We start from the raw sequence: 21,729 nt of genomic DNA, 5'->3' as shown, positions 1-21,729 counted from the left end.
ACGGCCGCAGAGTGACAAAGGAGTACGTGATGCGAGAGCTTCGAGGTGTCGGAGTGGGCCGTGGCATAGCTGCAGGCCCCGTCCTGCGGATGCCCGATCCTCTCCCCGAACCGGCCCAGGCCCCGCGCTCAGGCGACGCCGAGGCCGAGAAGGCCGCTGTCATCGAAGCGCTCACGGCCGTGGCATCCGAACTCGCCGACAAGGGCCGCAAGGCCGGCGGCGACGCCCAGGCCGTGCTCGAAGCCCAGGCGATGATGGCGCAGGACCCGGGGCTCGTCGATGACGTCAACGCCCGGATCGACGGCGGCAGCACGGGGGAGCGGGCAGTGTTCGACGCCTTCGCCGCCTTCCAGGAGATGCTCACCGGCATGGGCGGCTACATGGCCGAGCGGGCCGCCGACCTCGCGGATGTCGCACAACGCATCATCGCGCGGCTGCGGGGTGTGCCCGCGCCCGGTGTTCCCAGCTCCGACACTCCTTTTGTGCTCGTCGCCCGTGACCTCGCGCCCGCCGACACCGCCCTCCTCGACCTCGACAAGGTGCTCGCCCTCGTGACGCGGGACGGCGGGCCGACCTCGCATACCGCGATCCTCGCCCGTTCGAAGTCGATCACCGCCATCGTCGGTGTGACGGGCGCGGACGAGATCGCCGACGGCACGGTCGTGCTCATCGACTCCGTGGCGGGCACCGTCACGCTCGACCCGAGTCCCGCGCAGCTCGCCGATGCCGAGACCCGCACGGCCGAGCTGAAGGCGATCGTGGGCGCCCCTATCACCGACGGCGCCCTCGCCGACGGCACCAAGGTGCCCCTCCTCGCCAACCTCGGCAGCCCGAAGGATGCCGCGGCCGCCGTCGAGCTCGGCGCCGAGGGTGTCGGGCTCTTCCGCACCGAGTTCCTCTTCCTCGACGCGACCGAGGCGCCGAGCGTCGAGCAGCAGGAGGCCGACTACACGGCCGTGCTCGCCGCCTTCCCGGGCAAGAAGGTCGTCGTGCGCTGCCTCGATGCGGGCGCGGACAAGCCGCTGAGCTTCCTCAACGACGCCGAGGAGGAGAACCCGGCTCTCGGCCTGCGCGGCCTCCGGTCGCTGCGCGCCAACGAGCGGATCCTCCGCGACCAGCTCACCGCCCTCGCCCGCGCCCAGGCGGCGACCGAGGCGGAGCTCTGGGTCATGGCCCCCATGGTGGCGGATGTCGCCGAGACCGAGTATTTCGTGACCCTCGCGCGGGAGCTCGGCATCCGTGTCGCGGGCGTCATGGCGGAGGTTCCCTCGCTCGCCCTTATGGCCGACCAGGTCGCCGCCGCCTGCGACTTCGTGAGCATCGGCACCAACGATCTCACGCAGTACACCCTCGCCGCCGACCGAATGCTCGGCAGTGTCGCCGCCTACCAGGACCCGTGGCATCCGGCAATCCTGCGGCTCGTGCGCATGCTCGGCGAGGCCGGCCGCCGTCACAGCAGGCCCGTGGGGGTGTGCGGCGAGGCGGCGGCCGATCCTCTTCTCGCGGTTGTGCTTGTCGGCCTCGGCGTCACGTCGCTCTCGATGACGCCCGCCGCCTTCGCGGACGTACGCGCCGAACTTCTCACCCACACGGCAGCGGATGCCGCGGCTCTCGCCGAGGCGGCACTCGCTGCCCCGACGGCCGCCGCGGCGCGCGACGCCGTCCGCGCGGTGGTCGCCACGCGCTGACCACCCTTCACCACCCGAACACCGAACCACCGATCAAGAAAAGGAAAGAATGATGACAACGGAGTCAACAGCACCTCCGGCGCCGGCAGCGAGCGCCAAGCGAGCAGGGGGAGCGCGAGTAGGGGTGCAACGTTTCGGCACCTTCCTCAGCGGCATGATCATGCCCAACATCGGCGCGTTCATCGCCTGGGGCCTCATCACGGCGATGTTCATCCCGACGGGATGGTTCGGAGCCGAGAGTCCCGTCGCGGCCTGGCGGTGGGACTATGCGCCCGCCCTCGGCGGCGGCGAGACGCCGGACGGGACCACCTGGACGGGTCTCGTCGGCCCCATGATCACCTATCTGCTGCCCATCCTCATCGCCTTCATGGGTGGGCGCCTCGTCTATGACACCCGCGGGGGCGTCGTCGGCGCCATCTCGACCGTCGGTGTGATCGTGGGGACGACCATCCCGATGTTCCTCGGCGCGATGATCATGGGCCCGCTGGCCGCGTGGCTCATGAAGCAGGTCGACAAGCTGTGGGCGGGCAAGATCAAGCCGGGCTTCGAGATGCTCGTCGACAACTTCTCCGCGGGCATCCTGGCCGCAGCGCTCGCCGTCGCGGGCGTGTTCGGATTCGCCCCGGTCGTCACCGCCCTGAGCAACGCGCTCGAGGCCGCCGTCGACTGGCTCGTGGGCCTTGGACTCCTGCCGCTGGTGTCGATCCTCGTTGAGCCGGGCAAGATCCTGTTCCTCAACAACGCCATCAACCACGGTGTCTTCACGCCGATCGGCACGCAGCAGGCGACAGAGGCGGGCAAGTCCATCCTCTTCCTCGTCGAGGCCAACCCCGGCCCCGGCCTGGGCCTCCTCCTCGCCTTCATGGTCTTCGGCGTCGGCATGGCCCGTGCGAGCGCGCCGGGCGCAGCCGTCATCCAGTTCCTGGGTGGCATCCACGAGATCTACTTCCCCTACGTGCTCATGAAGCCGGCGCTGATCGTCGCGGTCATCGCGGGCGGCATGACGGGCGTCGCGACCAACGTGGTCTTCGAGAGCGGACTCCGCGCGCCGGCATCCCCGGGCAGTATCTTCGCGGTGCTCATCCAGACCGCGAACGACAGTTACCTGGGCGTCATCCTCTCGGTCATCCTTTCGGCCACGGTCTCCTTCGTGATCGCCTCGATCATCCTGCGAGCCTCGCGCAAGAAGGACCTCGAGGCCGGCGGCGGCGACCTGAGCGCCGCGGTGGCGCAGACCGAGGCCAACAAGGGCAAGTCCTCGAGCGTGCTCGGCGGGCTCTCCGAGGCGGAGGCCGCCGCGCAGACGACCGGCGCCGGCGCCGTGACGGCGACCGCCACGAAGCCCGTGCACAACGTCGTGTTCGCCTGCGACGCCGGCATGGGATCGAGCGCGATGGGCGCTTCGGTATTGCGGAACAAGGTCAAGAAGGCTGGGATAGACGATGTGACGGTCGTCAACAAGTCGATCGCGAACCTCGACGGCACGGAGGATCTCATCATCACCCACCAGGACCTCACCGACCGTGCGTCGCAGCAGGTTCCCGGTGCCGTGCACGTCTCGGTGGACAACTTCATGAACAGCCCCAAGTACGACGAGGTCGTCGAGATGCTCAAGAAGCAGTCCGACAGCTGAGCCGACCGGGCTGACACGAACACTGGAGAGGAAGTTCCCCATGACGTCACAGGTGCTGCAACTGGCACAGATCCGCACCGAGGGTGAGGCGACGACCAAGCTCGAGGCGATGCGGGAGGCCCACGGCATCCTCGTCGATGCCGGAGCCGTCACGGCTGCATACCTTCCGGCGATGATCGAACGCGAGGAATCGGTCTCGACCTACATGGGGAACTTCCTCGCCATCCCGCACGGCACGAACGAGAGCAAGGAGGCGATCCTCAAGTCCGCGCTCTCGTTCGTGCGCTATGCCCAGCCGATCGACTGGGATGGAAACCCCGTGCACTTCGTCGTCGGCATCGCGGGCGTCGAGAACGAGCATCTCGACATCCTCTCCAAGATCGCGATCGTCTTCTCCGACGAGGATGAGGTGGATGCCCTGCTGAAGGCCGGAGGCCCCGAAGAGGTGCTCGACATCCTCTCCGAGGTCAACAACTGATGAAGGCCGTCCACTTCGGGGCCGGCAACATCGGCCGTGGCTTCGTGGGGCTCCTGCTGCACGAGGCCGGCTATGAGGTGGTCTTCGTGGATGTCGCCGAGCAGCTCATCGATGCGCTCGCCGCCGCCGAGAGCTACACGGTGCACGAGGTGGGCGAGGGCGCCCGCGATCACGAGGTCACCTCCTTCCGTGCCCTCAACAGCGCGGCCGCCCCCGACGACGTCATCGCGGAGATCGCGACCGCGGACATCGTCACGACGGCCGTCGGCCCGAACATCCTCAAGTTCGTCGCGCCGCTCATCGCGGACGGGCTGCTCCGGCGCGAGGCATCCGCCCCCCTCGCCGTTATGGCCTGCGAGAACGCGATCAACGCGACCGACCTGCTGCGCTCCCACGTCGAGCAGTCCCTCGCCGAGAAGGCCGGCGAGACGGATGCTGCGGCCGCCCTCTCCCGTGCCGTCTTCGCCAACACGGCCGTCGACCGCATCGTACCCGGGCAGGCAGACACCTCGGGGCTCGACGTGACGGTCGAGTCGTACTACGAGTGGGCGATCGAACGGACGCCGTTCGGGGGTGAGGAGCCGAGCATCCCCGGCGCCACCTGGGTGGACGACCTCGCGCCCTACATCGAACGCAAACTCTTCACCGTCAACACGGGGCATGCGACGATCGCGTACTACGGCTTCCTCGCGAAGGCGACCGGCATCGCCGACGCGCTCGCCCGCCCCGAGGTCGACTCCGCCGTGCGGGCCGTGCTGGGGGAGACCAAGCAGCTCCTGGTCGACAAGCATGGTCTCGACGCGGGCGAACAGCAGGCCTACATCGACAAGATCCTCAGCCGCTTCTCCAACCGGCACCTGCCTGACACAGTCGACCGCGTGGGCCGCCAGCCGCTGCGTAAGCTCAGCAGGCACGAGCGCTTCATCGCGCCCGCCGCCGAGCTCGCCGAGCGGGGGACCGTGCCCGAGGCGCTCATCGACGCCGTCGGCACAGCGCTCGCCTTCGATGTTCCTGCGGATGAGCAGTCCGTCGAGATGCTCGCGAAACTTCAGTCGCTCACCCCAGAGGAGTTCGTTGAGGAGGTGTGCGGCATCGCGCCGTCGCATCCGCTCTTCGAGCCGCTCGTCGCGGTCGTGCCGACCCCCTCGGGATAGCTGCACAAACGCAAAGCGCCGGCCCCGAGGGGCCGGCGCTTTCATCGTGAAGCGGAGGCTACGGCTTGCCGCGCATGATCGCCTGCTTGACCTCGGCGATCGCTTTCGTGACCTGGATGCCACGGGGGCACGCCTCGGAGCAGTTGAAGGTCGTGCGGCAGCGCCACACACCCTCCTTGTCGTTGAGGATGTCGAGACGCGTCTCGGAGGCCTCATCGCGCGAGTCGAAGATGAAGCGGTGCGCGTTGACGATCGCGGCCGGGCCGAAGTACTGACCGTCGGTCCAGAAGATCGGGCACGACGAGGTGCACGCGGCGCACAGGATGCACTTGGTGGTGTCGTCGAAACGCTCACGGTCGGCGACCGACTGGAAGCGCTCCTTGCCCTTCTCGGGCGCGGTGTTCGACACGAGGAAGGGCTGCACGTCCTTGTAGGCGTCGAAGAAGGGCTCCATGTCGACGATGAGGTCCTTCTCGAGCGGGAGTCCCTTGATCGCCTCGACATAAATGGGCTTCGAGATGTCGAGATCCTTGATCAGGGTCTTGCACGCGAGACGGTTGCGGCCATTGATGCGCATGGCGTCGGAGCCGCAGATGCCGTGGGCGCAGGAGCGACGGAAGGTGAGCGAACCGTCCTGCTCCCACTTGATCTTGTGGAGGGCGTCGAGCACGCGGTCGGTCGCGAAGAGCTCGACGTCGAAGTCCTGCCAGCGCGGTTCGCTGTCGACCTCGGGGTCGAAGCGGCGGATGATGAGCGTGACGGTGAACGACTGCACCGTCTCGGTGGGAGCAGCCTGGCCCTCAAGCGTTGCCGTGGACATCAGTACTTCCTCTCCATGGGCTGGTAGTTCGTGATGACGACGGGCTTCCAGTCGAGCCGGATGTGGTCCGCCGCGTTGGCCGACAGCGGGTCACCTGACAGGTACGCCATCGTGTGCTTCATGTAGTTCTCGTCATCGCGGTCGGGGAAGTCGTCGCGCATGTGGCCTCCGCGGCTCTCCTTACGGTTGCGGGCGGAGAACACGACGACCTCGGCGAGGTCGAGCAGGAACCCGAGCTCGATCGCCTCGAGCAGGTCGGTGTTGAAACGCTTGCCCTTGTCCTGCACGGCGATGTTGCGGTAACGCAGGCGGAGCTGGTGAATCGTCTCCGTCACCTTCTCGAGCGACTCATCGGTGCGGAACACCTGTGCGTTGCGGTCCATCTCCTCCTGGAGCTCCTTGCGGATCGCCGCGATGTTCTCGTTGCCGGTGGATGCCTGCAGCATCTCGATGAGGCCGCGGATCTCCGCCGTGGGGTCCTTGGGGAGGGGGGCGAACTCGGCGGTCTTCGCGTACTCGGTCGCGTTGATTCCGGCGCGCTTGCCGAAGACGTTGATGTCGAGCAGCGAGTTGGTGCCAAGTCGGTTGGAGCCGTGAACCGAGACGCAGGCGCACTCACCGGCGGCGTAGAGGCCGGGCACAACCGTCGAGTTATCGGAGAGCACCTCGGCGTTGTTGTTGGTCGGGATGCCGCCCATCGCGTAGTGCGCCGTCGGCATGACGGGCACGGGCTCATAGACGGGGTCGACGCCGAGGTAGGTGCGGGCGAACTCGGTGATGTCGGGGAGCTTCGTCTCGAGCACCTCGGCACCGAGGTGGGTGCAGTCGAGGTAGACGTAGTCCTTGTTGGGACCGGCGCCGCGACCCTCCGCGACCTCCTGCACCATGCAGCGGGCGACGATGTCGCGGGGTGCGAGGTCCTTGATGGTGGGGGCGTAGCGCTCCATGAAGCGCTCACCCGAGGCGTTTCGCAGGATGGCGCCCTCACCGCGGGCGCCCTCTGTGAGTAGGATGCCGAGCCCGGCGAGTCCGGTCGGGTGGAACTGGAAGAACTCCATGTCCTCGAGGGGGAGTCCCTTGCGCCAGATGATGCCGACGCCGTCTCCCGTGAGGGTGTGGGCGTTGGACGTGGTCTTGTAGACCTTGCCGAAACCGCCGGTCGCGAAGACGACCGACTTGGCCTGGAACACGTGCAGCTCGCCCGTTGCGAGCTCGTAGGCAACGACGCCAGCGGGGCGGCGGTCCTTGCCCTCGCTCATGACGAGGTCGAGCACGTAGAACTCGTTGAAGAAGTTGATGCCGTGCTTGACGCAGTTCTGGTACAGCGTCTGCAGGATCATGTGACCCGTACGGTCGGCCGCGTAGCAGGCGCGCCGCACGGGCGCCTTGCCGTGGTCGCGCGTGTGTCCGCCGAAGCGTCGCTGGTCGATCTTGCCCTCGGGCGTGCGGTTGAACGGCAGACCCATGTTCTCGAGGTCGATGACCGCGTCAATGGCCTCCTTGGCCAGAATCTCGGCGGCGTCCTGGTCGACGAGGTAGTCACCGCCCTTGACGGTGTCGAAGGTGTGCCACTCCCAGTTGTCCTCCTCGACGTTCGCGAGGGCTGCGGCCATGCCGCCCTGCGCGGCGCCCGTGTGCGAGCGGGTGGGGTAGAGCTTGGAGATCACGGCCGTGCTGACGTTGGGGCCGGCCTCGATGGCGGCGCGCATTCCCGCACCGCCCGCGCCCACGATGACGACGTCGTACTGGTGGTAGTGCACGCCGTCACGCGTCTGCACCTCTCCTACGGCCGGCTTGGCGTCGGCATAGAGGGATCCGCCGATGTTGCGTTCGTTCAATTGATGTCTCCACAGAAGCTGGGCAGAAGGTCGGCGGGGGAGCCGGCGGGGCACGGGTCGAAGGTGAAGATGACGAGCGCGCCGAGCACGAGCAGCACGACGGTCGAACCGAGCAGGGCCCAGCTCAGTACCTTGCGCAGCCCCGGCTTCTGCGCGTAGTCATTGATGATCGTGCGCATGCCGTTGGCGCCGTGGATGAGGGCGAGGAACAGCAGCAGCGTGTCCCAGACAACCCAGAAGGGGTCTGCCCACTTGCCGGCGACGAAGGCGAAGTCGATCGCGTGCACGCCCTCGCCGACCATGAGGTTGACGAAGAGGTGGCCGAAGATGAGCACGACGAGCACGACGCCGCTCGCGCGCATGTAGATCCAGCCCCACTTCTCCCAGTTGACGCCGCGGCGCTGGGGAAGGGTGCGGGGGGTTTCGATCGAGACGGTCATCATCAGCCTCCGAAGACGTTCATGAGGTGGCGGGGCGTGAAGCCGATCATCAGGACGGCCCACAGCACCCAGACGAGCCAGAACATGAGGCGCTGGTGACGCGTGCCGACCGACCAGAAGTCGACGAGGATGATGCGCAGCCCGTTGAGCGCGTGGAAGCCGATCGCGCCGACGAGTCCGACCTCACCGAGGCCCATGATGGGCGTCTGATAGGCGCCGATGACGGCGTTGTAGGCCTCAGGGCTCAGCCTCACAAGCGCCGTGTCGAGGATGTGCACGAGCAGGAAGAAGAAGATGCTCACGCCCGTGATGCGGTGCAGCACCCACGACCACATTCCCTCGCGACCGCGGTACAGCGTGCCGCTGACCCTCAGTCCCTGTGGCTTCTGTTCCACTGCTTGCTTTCGACCCACTGGCTGGGCATCGGCCAGGGCTCCCGCCGACTTCTCTGGCACGAGCAACCCTCCTTGCGATAGGTGCGTTTGTGAGATGTGCCTGCCCAGGCCCCTGGAGCGATTGTCCCCGCGAGGAGGGTGTGGCGTGCGAACGCGGTGCGTCGCGACGGCTTCCAGTCTATTCCCTGCGAGAGCTGCTCTCCGCTTAGGCATGCCTAACCATCTCGACATCGAGATATCTGCGGTCTCCCCTCCACAGCCTTCAGGTCGGGTGACGGATGCCGCAGCTAGGGTGGTGCGCATGAGCGACTCTTCGGCCCTCGATCGTTTCTACGCCGTCATCCCGGCGGGCGGCATCGGCTCGCGCCTCTGGCCGCTCTCCCGTGCCGATGCGCCCAAGTTCCTGCACGATCTCACGGGCACGGGCAAGACGCTGCTTCGCGGCACGTGGGACCGCCTTGCCCCCGTCTCGGGAGCGCAGCGGATCATGGTCGTGACGGGGCGAGCCCATCGTGCCGCAGTCGAGGCGCAGCTTCCCGCGCTCGCCGACCACAATGTCGTGCTCGAGAGCGAGCCGAGGGAGTCGACCGCGGCGATCGGGCTCGCAGCCGCCATTCTCGAGCATCGCGAGCCGGGGGTGATCATCGGGTCGTTTGCGGCCGACCACGTCATCAGTGACACCCGGGGTTTTACGCGAAGCGTGCTCGAGGCGGTCGCGGCGGCCGATGCGGGCTACATCGCGACGATCGGCATCACCCCGACCGAGCCGGCGATCGGCTTCGGCTATATCCACTGCGGGGGCAAGCTCGACATCCCGGGGGCCCCGGGGGCCTTCGCGGTGGACTCCTTCGTGGAGAAGCCCAGCTATGAGGTCGCGCAGGACTACCTCGCCGACGGCGGTTACCTCTGGAACGGGGGCATGTTCATCTCGCGCGCCGACGTGCTACTGGCCCAGTTGGGCGAGAACGAGCCGGAGCTGCTGGAGGGGCTGCAGGAGCTCGCGGCATCCTGGGACACCTCTCGCCGTGGCGCGACCGTCGACCGCGTGTGGCCACGGCTGCGCAAGATCGCGATCGACTACTCGGTCGCCGAGCCGGCTGCCAAGGCGGGGCGGCTCGCGGTCGTCCCGGGTGACTTCGACTGGGATGACGTCGGCGACTTCGCCGCGATCGGCAAGCTTCACTCGGGCGGGCGCAGCAACAATCTCGCGATCCTCGGCGAGAACCCCCGCGTGCTGTCGGACGCTTCGACGGGGGTGGTCGTGAGCCACTCGAAGCGACTTATTTCGCTCGTGGGGGTGGAGGACATCGTCGTCGTCGACACCCCGGATGCCCTGCTCGTCACGACGACGCAGAACGCCCAGCGGGTCAAGTCGGTCGTCGATGCCCTCAAGCTGTCGGGCCGCGGCGACGTGCTCTAGGTTCGAGCCATGATCGCCCGACGTCCCCTCACCGCCGCCGCGTTGTTCGCGGCTCTCGCCCTGGTGGGCTGCGCCCCCGCGCCCGACGGTGCGGGCGATACGGATGCCACGGACTACTGCGCCCGCATGGTGACCAACTCGGGCGGGCTCGAGGATCGCTCCTTCAACCAGTCCAGCTGGGAGGGGCTCGAAATCGCTGCCGAGGAGTTCGACATCGATGTCGATGCGATCGTCTCGACCAATGAGACCGACCTCGCGCCCAACGTGGAGCAGGCGGTCGCGACCGGATGCCAGCTCGTGCTGACGGTCGGATGGGAGCTCGCTGAGGCGACGGTGGCCGCCGCGGAGGCGAATCCCGGGCTGCACTTCGCGATCGTCGACGAGATGGTCGATGCCGACAACGTCAAACCCATCGTCTTCGACACGGCCCAGGCGGCGTATCTCGCCGGCTACCTCGCGGCGGGGGTCTCCGAGACGGGCGTGGTCGGCACGTTCGGGGGTGACCCGCAGCCGCCCGTGACCCTCTTCATGGACGGTTTCGTCGACGGAGTCGCGCGGTACAACGCCGAGCACGGGACATCCGTGCGGGTGCTCGGTTGGAACAAGGAGACGCAGAACGGTCTCTTCACGGGCGACTACGAGAACGTCACGCTCGGCAGGACGACGACCGAGGGACTGCTCGACCAGAACGCCGACGTCATCCTCCCCGTTGCCGGGCAGGTCGGGGAGGGTGCTGCCGCCGCGATCCTCGAGCGCGGCGTGGGCTCTCTCATCTGGGTCGACAACGACGGCTACGAGACGCTGCCGGCGGAGTACCGGCCGATCATCCTGACGAGCATCCTGAAGAACACCCAGGATGCCGTGGTCGAGATCGTGCGGAGTGACCTGGCGGGGGAGTTCGACGCGAGCCCCTTCATCGGCACCCTCGAGAACGGCGGAGTCGGTATCGCCCCGTTCCATGACCGCACCCCGCTCGTGAGCGCCGAACTGCAGGCGGAACTGGGCGCGCTCACGGCTGCCATCATCGCGGGAGAGATCACCGTCGAGTCCCCGTCGTCGCCTGGCTGAGACGGTCCACCCCCGTTCGGGGTGCTCATCTGAGCACCATGTAACTGTTGTGTGACGGATGCCCGGCCCGACGCCAGCGGCCGTCGCAATTCTCGGTACTGTGTTCCCACAGTCCCGGCGAGCCAGCCGGGCTCTTTTTGGAGGACATCTTGAAGACCATTTCTCGCAAGGCCGCCCTCAGCGGTCTCGCACTGATCGGCACGAGCGCTCTCGTGCTCACCGGTTGTGCCTCGGCCCCCGAGGACGACGGCGGCAACGAGGGCGAGGCGATCGACTTCCTTCCCTGCATGGTCTCGGACGAGGGTGGATTCGACGACAAGTCGTTCAACCAGCTCGGCTTCGAGGGCATGGTCCAGGCTGCCGACGAGCTCGGCGTCGAGTACAACGAGGTCGAGTCGAACGCGGAGACGGACTACGCGCCCAACCTGACGAACCTCGTCGACCAGGGCTGCGACGTGATCGTGACGGTCGGCTTCGCCCTCGCGGAGGCGGCATCCGAGTCGGCCGGTGCGAACCCCGACGTCAACTACATCTCGATCGACGACACCGTCGACACCGACTTCGATGGTGAGACCGACCACGAGAACATCAAGCCCCTGGTCTACGACACGGCTCAGGCCGCGTTCCTCGGCGGCTACGCGGCTGCCGCGACGTCGCAGACCGGCGTGGTCGGCACCTTCGGTGGCCAGCCCTTCCCGACCGTGACGATCTTCATGGACGGCTTCAAGCAGGGCGTCGAGTACTACAACGAGGTCAACGGCACCTCCGTCAGCGTGCTTGGCTGGGACGGCGAGAACGGCTCCTTCACGGGCGGCTTCGCGGCCGGCACCGAGGCGCAGACGATCGCGCAGGGCCTCATCGACCAGAACGCCGACGTGATCCTTCCCGTCGGTGGCCCGATCTACCAGAGCGCTGCCGCCGCCATCCGTGACTCGGATCGCGACATCGCGCTCATCGGTGTCGACGCCGACGTGTACGAGACCGACCCCTCGGTCGGCGACCTCCTCCTCACCTCGATCCGCAAGGGCATGGATGTCTCGGTGTACGAGGCCGTGCTCGCGGCGGGTGAGGGCGACTTCTCGAACGAGGCCTACGTCGGCACGCTCGAGAACGGCGGCGTGAGCCTCGCCGAGTTCCACGACTGGGAGTCGAAGGTTCCCGCGGGTCTCTGGGACGAGCTCGAGTCGCTCAAGGAGCAGATCATCAGTGGAGAGGTGACCGTCGAGTCGTACCTCGCCGGCTAATCCTCACGAAAGCCTCGGGGAGGTCAGCTGCGGCTGGCCTCCCCGTTGCTTTGCCCCGGCGGCTCTTCCCCATGCCTTTTCCCCGTGCGTGCCGCTAGCGTCGCCGTCTCCTATGCGCGGCTACGCATTCTTCTGCTCAAATGAGCAGCCTCCGGGCCCTCGGTCCATCCACTCCCCTCCGTAGAATCGGACACCATGAAGCTCGAAATCCGCGGCATCACCAAGCGGTTCGGCGCCCTCGTCGCCAACGATCACATCGACCTCGTCGTCGAGCCCGGTGAGATCCACGCCCTCCTGGGTGAGAACGGCGCGGGCAAGTCGACCCTCATGAATGTGCTCTACGGCCTCTATCGGGCGGACGAGGGGGACATCCTCCTCGACGACGTGCCGCAGCACTTCTCTGGGCCAGGTGACGCGATGGCCGCCGGCATCGGCATGGTGCACCAGCACTTCATGCTCATCCCCGTCTTCACGGTTGCCGAGAACGTCATGCTCGGTCACGAGCCCACGAAGGCGGGTGGGCGTCTCGACCTGCCGACCGCCCGTGCCAAGGTGCGGGAGATCTCAGAACGATTCGGATTCGACATCGACCCAGACGCCCTCGTGGAGGACCTCCCCGTCGGCGTGCAGCAGCGTGTCGAGATCATCAAGGCGCTCTCGCGCGACGCCAAGGTCCTCGTCTTCGACGAACCGACGGCCGTGCTCACGCCGCAGGAGACCGATGAGCTCATCGAGATCATGCGGCAACTCAAGGCGGCAGGCACCTCCATCGTCTTCATCACGCACAAGCTGCGTGAGGTGCGTGCGATCGCCGACCGCATCACGGTCATCCGGCTCGGAAAGGTCGTCGGGGAGGCCTCGCCGACCGCGAGCAACGTCGAGCTCGCCTCGCTCATGGTCGGTCGAGCGGTGGAGCTCACGGTTGACAAGGGCGCCTCGGTGCCCGGGGGGCCCGCCCTCGTGGTTGAGGACCTCTCGGTCATCAACCCGCGCGGCGACGTCGTCGTCAAGAACGTCAGCTTCGACGTTTGCGCGGGCGAGGTGCTCGTGATCGCGGGCGTGCAGGGCAACGGCCAGACCGAGCTCACCGAGGCGCTGCTCGGCCTGCAGGAGCGTGTCACCGGCCGCATCACCCTCGACGGAAAACCACTCACGGGTCGGAGCGTGCGCCAGATCCTCGACGCGGGCGTCGGCTTCGTGCCGGAGGACCGCACGGAGGACGGCATCGTCGCCGAGTTCACGATCGCCGAGAACCTCATGCTCGACCGAAGCACGGCGGCGCCCTTCGTCAAGGCGGGCAACCTCCAGCTCGACTACCGCGACCAGTTCGCCCGCGAGAAGGTGACGGAGTTCGACATCCGCACACAGGGGATCGACACGCATGCGGGGAGGCTCTCTGGGGGCAACCAGCAGAAGGTCGTGCTCGCGCGGGAGCTGAGCCGCGACCTGCGGATGTTCGTGGCCGCCCAGCCGACGCGTGGACTCGACGTCGGCTCGATCGAGGTCGTGCACTCCCGCATCATCGAGACGAGGGATTCGGGCATCCCGGTCATCGTCATCTCCACCGAGCTTGACGAGGTCACGGCGCTTGCCGACCGCATTCTCGTCATGTACCGCGGCGGCATCATCGGCATCGTGCCCGGTGACACCTCGCGCGACGTGCTCGGGCTCATGATGGCCGGCGAGGCGCCGGCGGGAACGGGGGCAGCAGCGTGAGCGACAAGTCGAGAGAGGCAGAGGTGCAGCCGGAGCCGGCGCCCCAGCAGACAGCCCGCCCGGAGGCGGGGGAGGAGCCCTCGCGCTGGGGGCAGGCGGCCCGGGACATCGTGGGCGGCTCCGCCATGATCTCGGTGCTGTCGGTCATCATCGCGCTCGCAGTCGGTGCCGTGCTGATCGCGTGGACCGACGAGCGCGTCCAGGAGACAGCCGCCTACTTCTTCGCGCGGCCCGGCGACACCTTCGCCGCCATTTGGGAGGCCGTCGCGGGGGCGTACAGCGCGCTCTTCCAGGGTTCCGTCTACAACTTCCGTCGTGAGGGCTTCGCGGCGGGCATCCGGCCCCTCACCGAGACGCTGACCTTCGCGACCCCTCTCATCGCGGCGGGGCTCGGCGTCGGCGTCGCCTTCCGGGTGGGCATGTTCAACATCGGTGGTCGCGGCCAGATGCTCGTGGCCGCCGCCGCGGCCGGCTGGGTGGGCTTCGCTCTCGAGCTCCCGGCCGTGCTGCACGTCGCAGTCGCCGTGCTGGCGGGAATGGTCGCCGGGGCCATCTGGGGCGGCATCGCCGGTCTGCTGAAGGCACGGACGGGTGCCCACGAGGTCATCACGACCATCATGCTCAACTTCGTCGCCCTCTACTTCGTCGCCTACCTGCTGCGCACCCCGGGTGCTCTCCAGGCTCCAGGGTCGAACAACCCCAAGACGCCGCCCATGCAGGAGACGGCGATCCTGCCTGACCTGCTCGGGCCGAACTACAACCTGCACTTCGGGTTCATCCTCGTGATCGCCGCGACCGTCTTCGTGTGGTGGCTCATGAATCGCTCGAGCCTCGGGTTCCAGTTCCGCGCGGTCGGCGAGAACCCGCACGCCGCTCGGGTCGCCGGTATGCCCGTCAAGATGATCTACGTCTACGCCATGCTCTTCGCGGGCGGCTTCGCGGGACTCGCGGGGGTCAACCAGGTGCTCGGCACCGTCACGACCGGCTTCGGCCAGGGCATCGACGCCGGCATCGGCTTCGACGCCATCACGGTCGCCCTGCTGGGCCGGTCCCGCCCCTGGGGAATCTTCGCCGCGGGCATCCTCTTCGGAGCCTTCAAGGCGGGAGGCTTCTCGATGCAGGCGGCCGAGGGCGTGCCGGTCGACATTGTCGTCGTGGTGCAGTCGCTCATCGTGCTCTTCATCGCGGCGCCGCCTCTCGTGCGCGCCATCTTCCGCCTGCCCACCCCTGGTGCCGCCCCGCGCCGCACCCTCACCCCGAAGGAGGTGGCGGCGAAGTGAGCACCGAGACCACGGCTCCCGCCACGGCGGGAAGCGCCCCCGAAAAGACCGTCATCACGAGTTGGAAGGCCCCGATAGCCCTCGGCGTCTTCGCACTTCTCGCCGTCGTCCTCTTCGTCTTCACTCCTCGGCCGGCAGACACGAGCACGTTCCGGCTCTCGACGCCGAGCGACGTCATCCAGTTGCCCGAGATCGTATTGCCGACCCACGCGACCGGCATCGTCATGACGGTGCTGCTCGTCGCCCTCAGCGCGTACTCCGCCTGGCTCGTCTGGCAGAAGCGGCGGGTGCCCCTGTGGCTCATCGTCGTCTTCGCGGTGCTCTTCCTCATCGCCTTCCTGGCGTGGGCAGGAGCGGGGGCTTCGATCCCCATCTATGGCCTCCTGATCGGGACCGTGAGCCTCAGCGTGCCCCTCATCTTCGGTGCGCTCGGCGGCGTCATCTCGGAGCGGGTCGGCGTCGTCAACATCGCGATCGAGGGCCAGCTGCTCGCGGGAGCGTTCGCCTCCGCCGTTATCGCCTCCATCACGGGCAACCCCTACGTCGGGCTCATCGGGGCCGCCGTCGCGGGCGTCCTGGTCTCCTTCGTGCTCGCGGCCTTCGCGATCAAGTACTTCGTCGACCAGATCATCGTCGGCGTCGTGCTCAACGTGCTCGTTATCGGGCTCACGAGCTTCCTGTTCTCGCAGGTGCTCACTGAGAACACCGAGCTGCTGAACCGTCCGCCCCGCTTCGAGCAGATCGCGATCCCGATCCTCAGCGAGATTCCCGTGATCGGCCCCATGCTCTTCCGCCAGTCGATCATCGTCTACGCCATGTACGTCGCCGTGTTCCTCGTGTGGTTCGGGCTGTTCCACACGCGGTGGGGCCTCCGCCTGCGTGCCGTGGGTGAGCATCCGCAGGCGGCCGACACCGTTGGCATCAAGGTGACGACGCTGCGCTTCTGGAACGTCTCGCTGGCGGGCGCCATCGCTGGTTTCGGCGGTGCCTACTTCACCCTCGGCTCGGTCGGCGCCTTCAACAAGGAGATGACCGCAGGCATGGGGTTCATCGCCCTCGCGGCCGTCATCTTCGGGCGCTGGGACCCCATCCGCGCGACGCTGGCAGCGCTGCTCTTCGGCTTCGCCTCCAACATCCAGAACGTGCTCGGCATCATCGGCTCGCCCGTTCCCAGCGAGTTCATGCTCATGGTCCCCTACGTCGTCACGATCTTCGCGGTCGCCGGCCTCGTGGGCGTCTCTCGCCCGCCCGCCGCCAACGGAACGCCGTACATCAAGTCATGACGAGTCACGTCAATTGGGAAGCCCTGCGCGAGGCAGCCTCCGAGGCGATGCGCAAGGCCTACGTGCCCTACTCGAAGTTCCCCGTAGGGGCCGCCGCTCTCGTCGACGACGGCCGCATCGTGAGCGGCTGCAACATCGAGAACGCGTCCTACGGCGTCACCCTCTGCGCCGAATGCTCCATGACGAGCGAGCTCATCATGGGCGGGGGCGGGCGGCTCGTGGCATTCGTGTGCGTCGACGGTGACGGGGCGACCCTCATGCCGTGCGGCCGGTGCCGGCAGCTCCTCTTCGAGCACTCCGCCGAGGGGATGCTGCTGCAGACCGTCTCGGGAATCCGCACGATCGACGAGGTGCTGCCCGACGCCTTCGGTCCGCGCCAGCTCGACGAATACAACGCCAAGTAAGGAACCACCCCACTCATGGCAATTGAACGCTTCGACGTTGTCGACCTCATCCGCACGAAGCGCGATCGCGGCGCCCTCAGCGCGGAGCAGATCGACTGGCTGGTCGACGCCTACACGCGCGGCTACGTGGGCGACGAGCAGATGGCCGCCATGACGATGGCGATCTTCCTCAACGGCATGCAGCGCGAGGAGATCCGCGACCTCACCCTCGCGATGATCGCGAGCGGTGAGCGGATGAACTTCGACGCGCTCTCCAAGCTCACGACCGACAAGCACTCCACCGGTGGGGTGGGCGACAAGATCACCCTGCCGCTCGCGCCGCTCGTGGCATCCTTCGGCGTTGCGGTGCCCCAGCTCTCGGGGCGCGGCCTCGGGCACACGGGCGGCACCCTCGACAAGCTCGAGTCGATCCCGGGGTGGCGGGCCGAGCTCTCCAACGAGGAGTTCTTCGCCCAGCTCGAAAGCGTCGGCTCCGTGATCTGCGCGGCTGGCGCGGGCCTCGCCCCCGCCGACAAGAAGCTCTACGCCCTGCGCGACATCACGGGCACGGTCGAGGCGATCCCGCTCATCGCCTCCTCGATCATGTCGAAGAAGATCGCGGAGGGCACCGCCTCGCTCGTGCTCGACGTGAAGTTCGGCTCGGGCGCCTTCCTCCAGGATCCGGCCCGGGGGCGGGAGCTCGCCGAGACGATGGTCGCGCTCGGCAAGGATGCGGGCGTCGCGACGGTTGCGCTGCTGACCAACATGAACGTTCCGCTCGGCCTCGCGATCGGCAACGCCAACGAGGTGCAAGAGTCCGTCGAAGTGCTTGCGGGCGGGGGCCCCGGCGACGTCGTCGAACTCACGGTCGCTCTCGCGCATGAGATGCTCACTCTCGCCGGGCAACCCGACGCCGACGTCGAGGCGGCGCTCCGAGATGGCCGCGCGATGGACACGTGGCGTGCCATGATCAGCGCGCAGGGCGGCGACCCGGATGCCGCGCTTCCTGTCGCCCGCGAGCAGCACGTCGTCACGGCGGACCGCGACGGGGTGCTCGTTCGCCAGGAGGCGCTCCCGTTCGGCATCGCCGCGTGGCGGCTCGGGGCGGGCCGTGCACGCAAGGAGGACCCAGTGCAGCACGCCGCCGGGATCGACCTCCACGCCAAGCCCGGTGACACGGTGACGAAGGGCCAGCCGCTCTTCACCCTCTCGGCGGACGAGCCCGAACGCTTCGAGCGGGCTCTCGCCGCCGTCGAGGGCGCGTGGGAGATCGCCGAGACCGGCACGCGCTTCGAGCGCGAACCGCTCATCGCCGACCGCATCGCCTGAGCGCGGGCATCCGCCCAGGCGGTAGATTTGAGGGCATGACGATGTCGCCTGACCAGATAGCCGCGCTGCCGAAGGTGTCGCTCCACGACCACCTCGACGGCGGACTCCGGCCGCAGACCATCATCGAACTGGCAGAGGCGATTTCCCTCGAACTGCCGGCGACGGATGCCGCGGCGCTCGGCACCTGGTTCGCCGAGAACGCCGACTCGGGCTCCCTCGTCGACTACCTCAAGACCTTTGACGTGACGACCGCCGTCATGCAGACGCGGGAGGGCCTCGAGCGGGTCGCCCGCGAGTTCGTGCAGGACCTCGCCGCTGACGGCGTCATCTACGGGGAGATCCGCTGGGCTCCCGAGCAGCACCTCACTCGGGGCCTCAGCCTCGACGAGGTGGTCGAGGCGGTGCAGGAGGGCCTCGACAACGGGGTGGCGGATGTCGCGGCGAGCGGTCGCTCGATCCGTGTCGGGCAGCTCGTCACGGCCATGCGCCACGCCGACCGTGGCCTCGAGATCGCCGAGCTCGCTGTGCGCCACCGCGACAACGGCGTCGTCGGCTTCGACTTCGCGGGCGCCGAGGCAGGCTTCCCGCCGAGCCGGGCTCGCGCAGCCTTCGACTATCTCGCGGAGCAGAACTTCCCCGCTACCGTCCATGCGGGCGAGGCTGACGGGCTCGAGAGCATCCGCAGCGCCCTCCTCGACGGTCGGGCGCTGCGCCTCGGCCACGGCGTGCGCATCGCGGAGGACGTGACGATCGACAGCAACGACGACGAGGCCACCTACGTGAGCCTCGGCAGGCTCTCCCAGTGGGTACGCGATCGGGAGATCGCTCTCGAGTTGAGCCCTTCGAGCAACCTGCAGACGGGCGCGATCGCGGCGTGGGGCAGGGAGATCGTCGACCACCCCTTCGACCTGCTGTACCAGTTGGGCTTCCGGGTGACGGTCAACACCGACAACCGTCTCATGAGTAACACGACGTTGACGGGCGAGCTTGCGCTCCTGGTCGACGCCTTCGGGTATGACCTGATCGACCTTGAGATCTTCCAGCGCAACGCCGCCGAGGCCGCCTTCCTGCCCTACGAGGAGCGACTCGACCTGGTGGATGCCATCGTCACGGGTTTCGGTGACGCCTGATGCCGCTCCCACCTCTCACTGCCAAGGGTGTCGTGATCGGCGCCGAGGCGAAGGACTGGCGGGCCGCCGTGCGGGTCGCCGGTGAGGCGCTCGCGGAGACCGGATCTGCGACGCCTCGCTACGCGGAAGAGATGATCCGCATGATCGAGGAGCACGGGCCCTACGTGGTCATCGCACCCGGACTGGCCCTCGCCCACGCTCGCCCCGGCCCCGAGGTGCTGAAGGACGGGCTCGCGGTCGTGACGCTGCGCACGCCGGTTCCGTTCGGACATCCGCACAACGACCCCGTGACGGTCGTGTTGGGGCTCGCGGCGGTCCGCGCCGACACCCACCTCCCTTCGATCGCAGCAATCGCCAACATCTTCAACGACCCCGGCGCGATCGCCGCCCTCGTCGGCGCGAGCTCCGTCGAGCAGGTGCTCGACATCATGGGGGTCGACGGGTGAAGATCGTCGCGATCTGTGGTGCCGGCATCGGCACATCCGGCATCCTCAAGGTCAATGCCGAGCGGGTGCTGCAGCGGCTCGGCATCGAGGCGGAGGTTACGGCTGCCGACATCGGGTCGATCGCGGAGGTCGCCGACGACGCCCAGGTGATCCTCACCTCGGCGGAGTTCGTCGACGCGATCGGCCGAACATTCGCCGACGTGATCGTCGTCCAGAACTACCTCGACACCTCCGAGATCGAGACGAAGCTCGAGGCCGCGCTGGGCTGAGCGTGACTAAGCGATGAGGCCGCGCACGGCCTCCTCGAGCGCGTCGACGACGCCCTGCGCGCGGGCCCGCCGCTCCGCGGGCTCGCCGTCGAGCACGGCGGCGTCAATGTAGGCCTTGAGCTTAGGTTCCGTCCCGCTCGGCCGCACGATGACCCGTGAACCGCCCGCCAGGTTGACCCGCAAGATGTCACTCGGCGGGAACACCCCGATGCCCTCAGCGAAGTCGTCGACCGACTCGACGGCGAGCCCGGCGAGTGTCGACGGCGGGTCCTCGCGCAGGCGGGCCATGATGTTCGAGATGACGCTCGTGTCGGTCACTCGCAGCGAGACCTGGCCCGAGGCGAAGGCGCCGAACTCCCGGTCGAAGCGCGCTTGGTGCGCCGCCAGATCGCTGCCCTCCGCCGCAAGGTCCGACAGGAGTGCGAGAAACTCGAGGGCGGCCGAGATGCCGTCCTTGTCGCGCACCTTGCCCGGGTCGACCAGGTATCCGAGCGCCTCCTCGTAGCCGTAGGCGAGGCCATCGACGCGAGAGACCCACTTGAAGCCTGTGAGGGTGTCCGTGTAGGGGAGGCCGTGCCGCTCGGCGATGCGGCGCAGCGCGGGGCTGCTCACGACGGAGGCCGCGAGCGCGCCGGACTCGCCCGAGCGGGCCAGACGTTCGGCAGCCCGCCAGCCGAGAAGCGCGCCCACCTCGTTGCCCGTGAGCCTGCGCCATCCGCCGTCGTCGTCGGGCACCGCCACAGCGAGCCTGTCGGCATCGGGGTCGTTGGCGATGACGACATCCGCCCCGACCTCGCTCGCCTTCGCGTAGGCGAGATCCATGGCCCCGGGCTCCTCCGGGTTGGGGAACGCGACGGTGGGGAAGGCCGGGTCGGGATGCGCCTGCTCCTCCACGAGGACGGGTGGCGGGAAGCCGGCGGCCGTGAAGACACGCTGCGCAACCTCGAGACCCACCCCGTGCATGGCCGTGTAGACGTAGCGGATGGGCTCGGCTCGCCGCGGTGCGAGCTCGACCGTCCGCCGCACGTACTCATCGACGACCTCATCATCCGCCGTGACATACGCGGCGGAGCGCGGGAGTGAATCGATCGTGCGCTCGGCCGCGATACGGCTGATGTGTGCCTCGATCTCGGCGTCGGCGGGGGAGACGATCTGCGACCCCTGTGAGTTCCCACCCAGGTAGACCTTGTAGCCGTTGTCGTTCGGGGGGGTTGTGCGACGCCGTCACCATGACGCCGGCGCTCGCGTCGAAATGACGCACCGCGAACGCGAGAACGGGGGTCGGCAGCATCCGTGGCAGCAGGATGGCGCGCACGCCAGCGCCCGCCATCAGTTCGGCTGTGTCGCGCGCGAAGACGTCCGAGTTCTTACGGCCGTCGTAGCCGATCACGATCGAGGGGTCGTCGACATGCCCCAGTAGGTAGGCCGCAAATCCCGCAGCCGCCTGTGCAACAAGCACGCGGTTCATGCGGTTGGGGCCGGCCGCCAGTTCGCCGCGCAACCCAGCGGTGCCAAAGACCAGCCGGGCGTTGAAACGGTCGTGGAGGGCGGATGCCGCCTCCGCATCGCCCGAACTCGCCGCCGAGATGAGCTCGTCGAGTTCCGCCCGCGTCTCCTCGTCGGGGTCCTGGTCGCGCCACGCCTCCGCCGCCGCGATGACGTCGCCCTCGAGCCGCTGTTCCGTGCCGGATTCGTCGACGCCGCCCGGCACGTGC

The 21,729-nt window shown here is 68.0% G+C and carries 19 protein-coding genes and 1 pseudogene; 15 read left to right on the top strand and 5 right to left on the bottom strand.

Features of this window, described 5'->3' with window-relative positions; translation table 11 throughout:
• Positions 1 to 29 precede the first annotated feature (29 nt).
• The 4 genes from ptsP to OH146_RS04930 are packed head-to-tail and all read left to right on the top strand — an operon-like array spanning position 30 to position 4,953.
• Positions 30 to 1,688 (top strand): phosphoenolpyruvate--protein phosphotransferase, encoded by a 1,659-nt coding sequence (gene ptsP / locus OH146_RS04945; protein ID WP_265157972.1) that lies wholly within the window; start codon positions 30 to 32, stop codon positions 1,686 to 1,688.
• 52 nt (positions 1,689 to 1,740) lie between these two features.
• Positions 1,741 to 3,321, top strand: a complete 1,581-nt coding sequence (locus tag OH146_RS04940; protein WP_265157970.1) for a PTS mannitol transporter subunit IIBC — start codon at positions 1,741 to 1,743, stop codon at positions 3,319 to 3,321.
• 40 nt (positions 3,322 to 3,361) lie between these two features.
• Positions 3,362 to 3,799 carry a PTS mannitol transporter subunit IIA gene (locus tag OH146_RS04935; protein ID WP_265157968.1) on the top strand — a complete coding sequence of 146 codons (438 nt, stop codon included), beginning with the start codon at positions 3,362 to 3,364 and terminating at the stop codon, positions 3,797 to 3,799.
• Entirely contained in the window at positions 3,799 to 4,953 is a 1,155-nt protein-coding gene (locus OH146_RS04930) for a mannitol-1-phosphate 5-dehydrogenase (protein ID WP_265157941.1), read from the top strand. Before OH146_RS04935 ends, OH146_RS04930 begins: the two co-directional genes overlap by 1 nt.
• 58 nt (positions 4,954 to 5,011) lie before the next feature.
• Here OH146_RS04930 and OH146_RS04925 read toward each other — a convergent pair whose 3' ends face one another.
• From OH146_RS04925 to sdhC, 4 genes are read right to left on the bottom strand one after another with little or no spacing between them, the layout of a single operon-like run.
• Positions 5,012 to 5,773 carry a succinate dehydrogenase iron-sulfur subunit gene (locus OH146_RS04925; RefSeq protein ID WP_265157939.1) on the bottom strand — a complete coding sequence of 254 codons (762 nt, stop codon included), beginning with the start codon at positions 5,771 to 5,773 and terminating at the stop codon, positions 5,012 to 5,014.
• Positions 5,773 to 7,551 (bottom strand): succinate dehydrogenase flavoprotein subunit, encoded by a 1,779-nt coding sequence (gene sdhA / locus OH146_RS04920; RefSeq protein WP_265160658.1) that lies wholly within the window; start codon positions 7,549 to 7,551, stop codon positions 5,773 to 5,775. The genes OH146_RS04925 and sdhA overlap by 1 nt, the downstream gene beginning before the upstream one ends.
• A gap of 56 nt (positions 7,552 to 7,607) precedes the next feature.
• Positions 7,608 to 8,051, bottom strand: a complete 444-nt coding sequence (locus OH146_RS04915) for a succinate dehydrogenase hydrophobic membrane anchor subunit (RefSeq protein ID WP_265157937.1) — start codon at positions 8,049 to 8,051, stop codon at positions 7,608 to 7,610.
• A 2-nt stretch (positions 8,052 to 8,053) separates the two neighbouring features.
• The gene (sdhC, locus tag OH146_RS04910; protein WP_265157935.1) at positions 8,054 to 8,446 is read right to left on the bottom strand and encodes a succinate dehydrogenase, cytochrome b556 subunit; all 393 of its coding nucleotides are present in this window, start codon (positions 8,444 to 8,446) and stop codon (positions 8,054 to 8,056) included.
• 301 nt (positions 8,447 to 8,747) lie between these two features.
• Between sdhC and OH146_RS04905 the strand changes: the two genes are divergently transcribed.
• From OH146_RS04905 to OH146_RS04855, 11 genes are all read left to right on the top strand, one after another.
• Positions 8,748 to 9,866, top strand: a complete 1,119-nt coding sequence (locus tag OH146_RS04905) for a mannose-1-phosphate guanylyltransferase (RefSeq protein WP_265157933.1) — start codon at positions 8,748 to 8,750, stop codon at positions 9,864 to 9,866.
• Between the two features lie 9 nt (positions 9,867 to 9,875).
• On the top strand, positions 9,876 to 10,934 hold the full coding sequence (locus OH146_RS04900) for a BMP family lipoprotein (RefSeq protein WP_265157931.1): 1,059 nt from the start codon (positions 9,876 to 9,878) through the stop codon (positions 10,932 to 10,934).
• Positions 10,935 to 11,083: 149 nt separating this feature from the next.
• A complete protein-coding gene (locus tag OH146_RS04895) occupies positions 11,084 to 12,178 on the top strand; it encodes a BMP family lipoprotein (RefSeq protein ID WP_265157929.1) in 1,095 nt (364 codons plus the stop codon).
• A gap of 195 nt (positions 12,179 to 12,373) precedes the next feature.
• The gene (locus OH146_RS04890) at positions 12,374 to 13,894 is read left to right on the top strand and encodes an ABC transporter ATP-binding protein (protein WP_265157927.1); all 1,521 of its coding nucleotides are present in this window, start codon (positions 12,374 to 12,376) and stop codon (positions 13,892 to 13,894) included.
• Positions 13,891 to 15,174 carry an ABC transporter permease gene (locus tag OH146_RS04885; protein ID WP_372508459.1) on the top strand — a complete coding sequence of 428 codons (1,284 nt, stop codon included), beginning with the start codon at positions 13,891 to 13,893 and terminating at the stop codon, positions 15,172 to 15,174. Before OH146_RS04890 ends, OH146_RS04885 begins: the two co-directional genes overlap by 4 nt.
• Positions 15,171 to 16,457: an ABC transporter permease gene (locus OH146_RS04880; protein WP_372508458.1), complete on the top strand. Its 1,287-nt coding sequence runs from the start codon at positions 15,171 to 15,173 to the stop codon at positions 16,455 to 16,457. The genes OH146_RS04885 and OH146_RS04880 overlap by 4 nt, the downstream gene beginning before the upstream one ends.
• Positions 16,454 to 16,861: a cytidine deaminase gene (locus OH146_RS04875; RefSeq protein WP_265157925.1), complete on the top strand. Its 408-nt coding sequence runs from the start codon at positions 16,454 to 16,456 to the stop codon at positions 16,859 to 16,861. Before OH146_RS04880 ends, OH146_RS04875 begins: the two co-directional genes overlap by 4 nt.
• 15 nt (positions 16,862 to 16,876) lie before the next feature.
• On the top strand, positions 16,877 to 18,169 hold the full coding sequence (locus OH146_RS04870) for a thymidine phosphorylase (protein WP_265157923.1): 1,293 nt from the start codon (positions 16,877 to 16,879) through the stop codon (positions 18,167 to 18,169).
• A 35-nt stretch (positions 18,170 to 18,204) separates the two neighbouring features.
• Positions 18,205 to 19,299: an adenosine deaminase gene (locus OH146_RS04865; protein WP_265157921.1), complete on the top strand. Its 1,095-nt coding sequence runs from the start codon at positions 18,205 to 18,207 to the stop codon at positions 19,297 to 19,299.
• A complete protein-coding gene (locus OH146_RS04860) occupies positions 19,299 to 19,745 on the top strand; it encodes a PTS sugar transporter subunit IIA (RefSeq protein ID WP_265157919.1) in 447 nt (148 codons plus the stop codon). Before OH146_RS04865 ends, OH146_RS04860 begins: the two co-directional genes overlap by 1 nt.
• Complete coding sequence (locus tag OH146_RS04855) at positions 19,742 to 20,014, top strand: PTS sugar transporter subunit IIB (protein ID WP_265157917.1); 273 nt, start codon at positions 19,742 to 19,744, stop codon at positions 20,012 to 20,014. Before OH146_RS04860 ends, OH146_RS04855 begins: the two co-directional genes overlap by 4 nt.
• Before the next feature lie 6 nt (positions 20,015 to 20,020).
• Here the strand turns inward: OH146_RS04855 and OH146_RS04850 are convergent.
• A pseudogene (locus OH146_RS04850) lies at positions 20,021 to 21,725 on the bottom strand (phospho-sugar mutase).
• Positions 21,726 to 21,729: the final 4 nt, after the last annotated feature.

Origin of the sequence: Homoserinimonas sedimenticola (assembly GCF_026094475.1) — a bacterium.
GTDB classification, from domain to species: Bacteria; Actinomycetota; Actinomycetes; order Actinomycetales; family Microbacteriaceae; genus Homoserinimonas; species Homoserinimonas sedimenticola.
This window is presented reverse-complemented; position numbering and strand designations above follow the sequence as displayed.

Coding starts and splice junctions, on each gene's coding strand:
- OH146_RS04865 (WP_265157921.1), top strand. CDS start 18,205: ATGACGATGTCGCCTGACCAGATAGCCGCGCTGCCGAAGGTGTCGCTC.
- OH146_RS04940 (WP_265157970.1), top strand. CDS start 1,741: ATGACAACGGAGTCAACAGCACCTCCGGCGCCGGCAGCGAGCGCCAAG.
- OH146_RS04935 (WP_265157968.1), top strand. CDS start 3,362: ATGACGTCACAGGTGCTGCAACTGGCACAGATCCGCACCGAGGGTGAG.
- OH146_RS04875 (WP_265157925.1), top strand. CDS start 16,454: ATGACGAGTCACGTCAATTGGGAAGCCCTGCGCGAGGCAGCCTCCGAG.
- OH146_RS04870 (WP_265157923.1), top strand. CDS start 16,877: ATGGCAATTGAACGCTTCGACGTTGTCGACCTCATCCGCACGAAGCGC.
- OH146_RS04860 (WP_265157919.1), top strand. CDS start 19,299: ATGCCGCTCCCACCTCTCACTGCCAAGGGTGTCGTGATCGGCGCCGAG.
- OH146_RS04900 (WP_265157931.1), top strand. CDS start 9,876: ATGATCGCCCGACGTCCCCTCACCGCCGCCGCGTTGTTCGCGGCTCTC.
- OH146_RS04930 (WP_265157941.1), top strand. CDS start 3,799: ATGAAGGCCGTCCACTTCGGGGCCGGCAACATCGGCCGTGGCTTCGTG.
- OH146_RS04915 (WP_265157937.1), bottom strand. CDS start 8,051: ATGACCGTCTCGATCGAAACCCCCCGCACCCTTCCCCAGCGCCGCGGC.
- ptsP (WP_265157972.1), top strand. CDS start 30: ATGCGAGAGCTTCGAGGTGTCGGAGTGGGCCGTGGCATAGCTGCAGGC.
- OH146_RS04890 (WP_265157927.1), top strand. CDS start 12,374: ATGAAGCTCGAAATCCGCGGCATCACCAAGCGGTTCGGCGCCCTCGTC.
- OH146_RS04925 (WP_265157939.1), bottom strand. CDS start 5,773: ATGTCCACGGCAACGCTTGAGGGCCAGGCTGCTCCCACCGAGACGGTG.
- OH146_RS04905 (WP_265157933.1), top strand. CDS start 8,748: ATGAGCGACTCTTCGGCCCTCGATCGTTTCTACGCCGTCATCCCGGCG.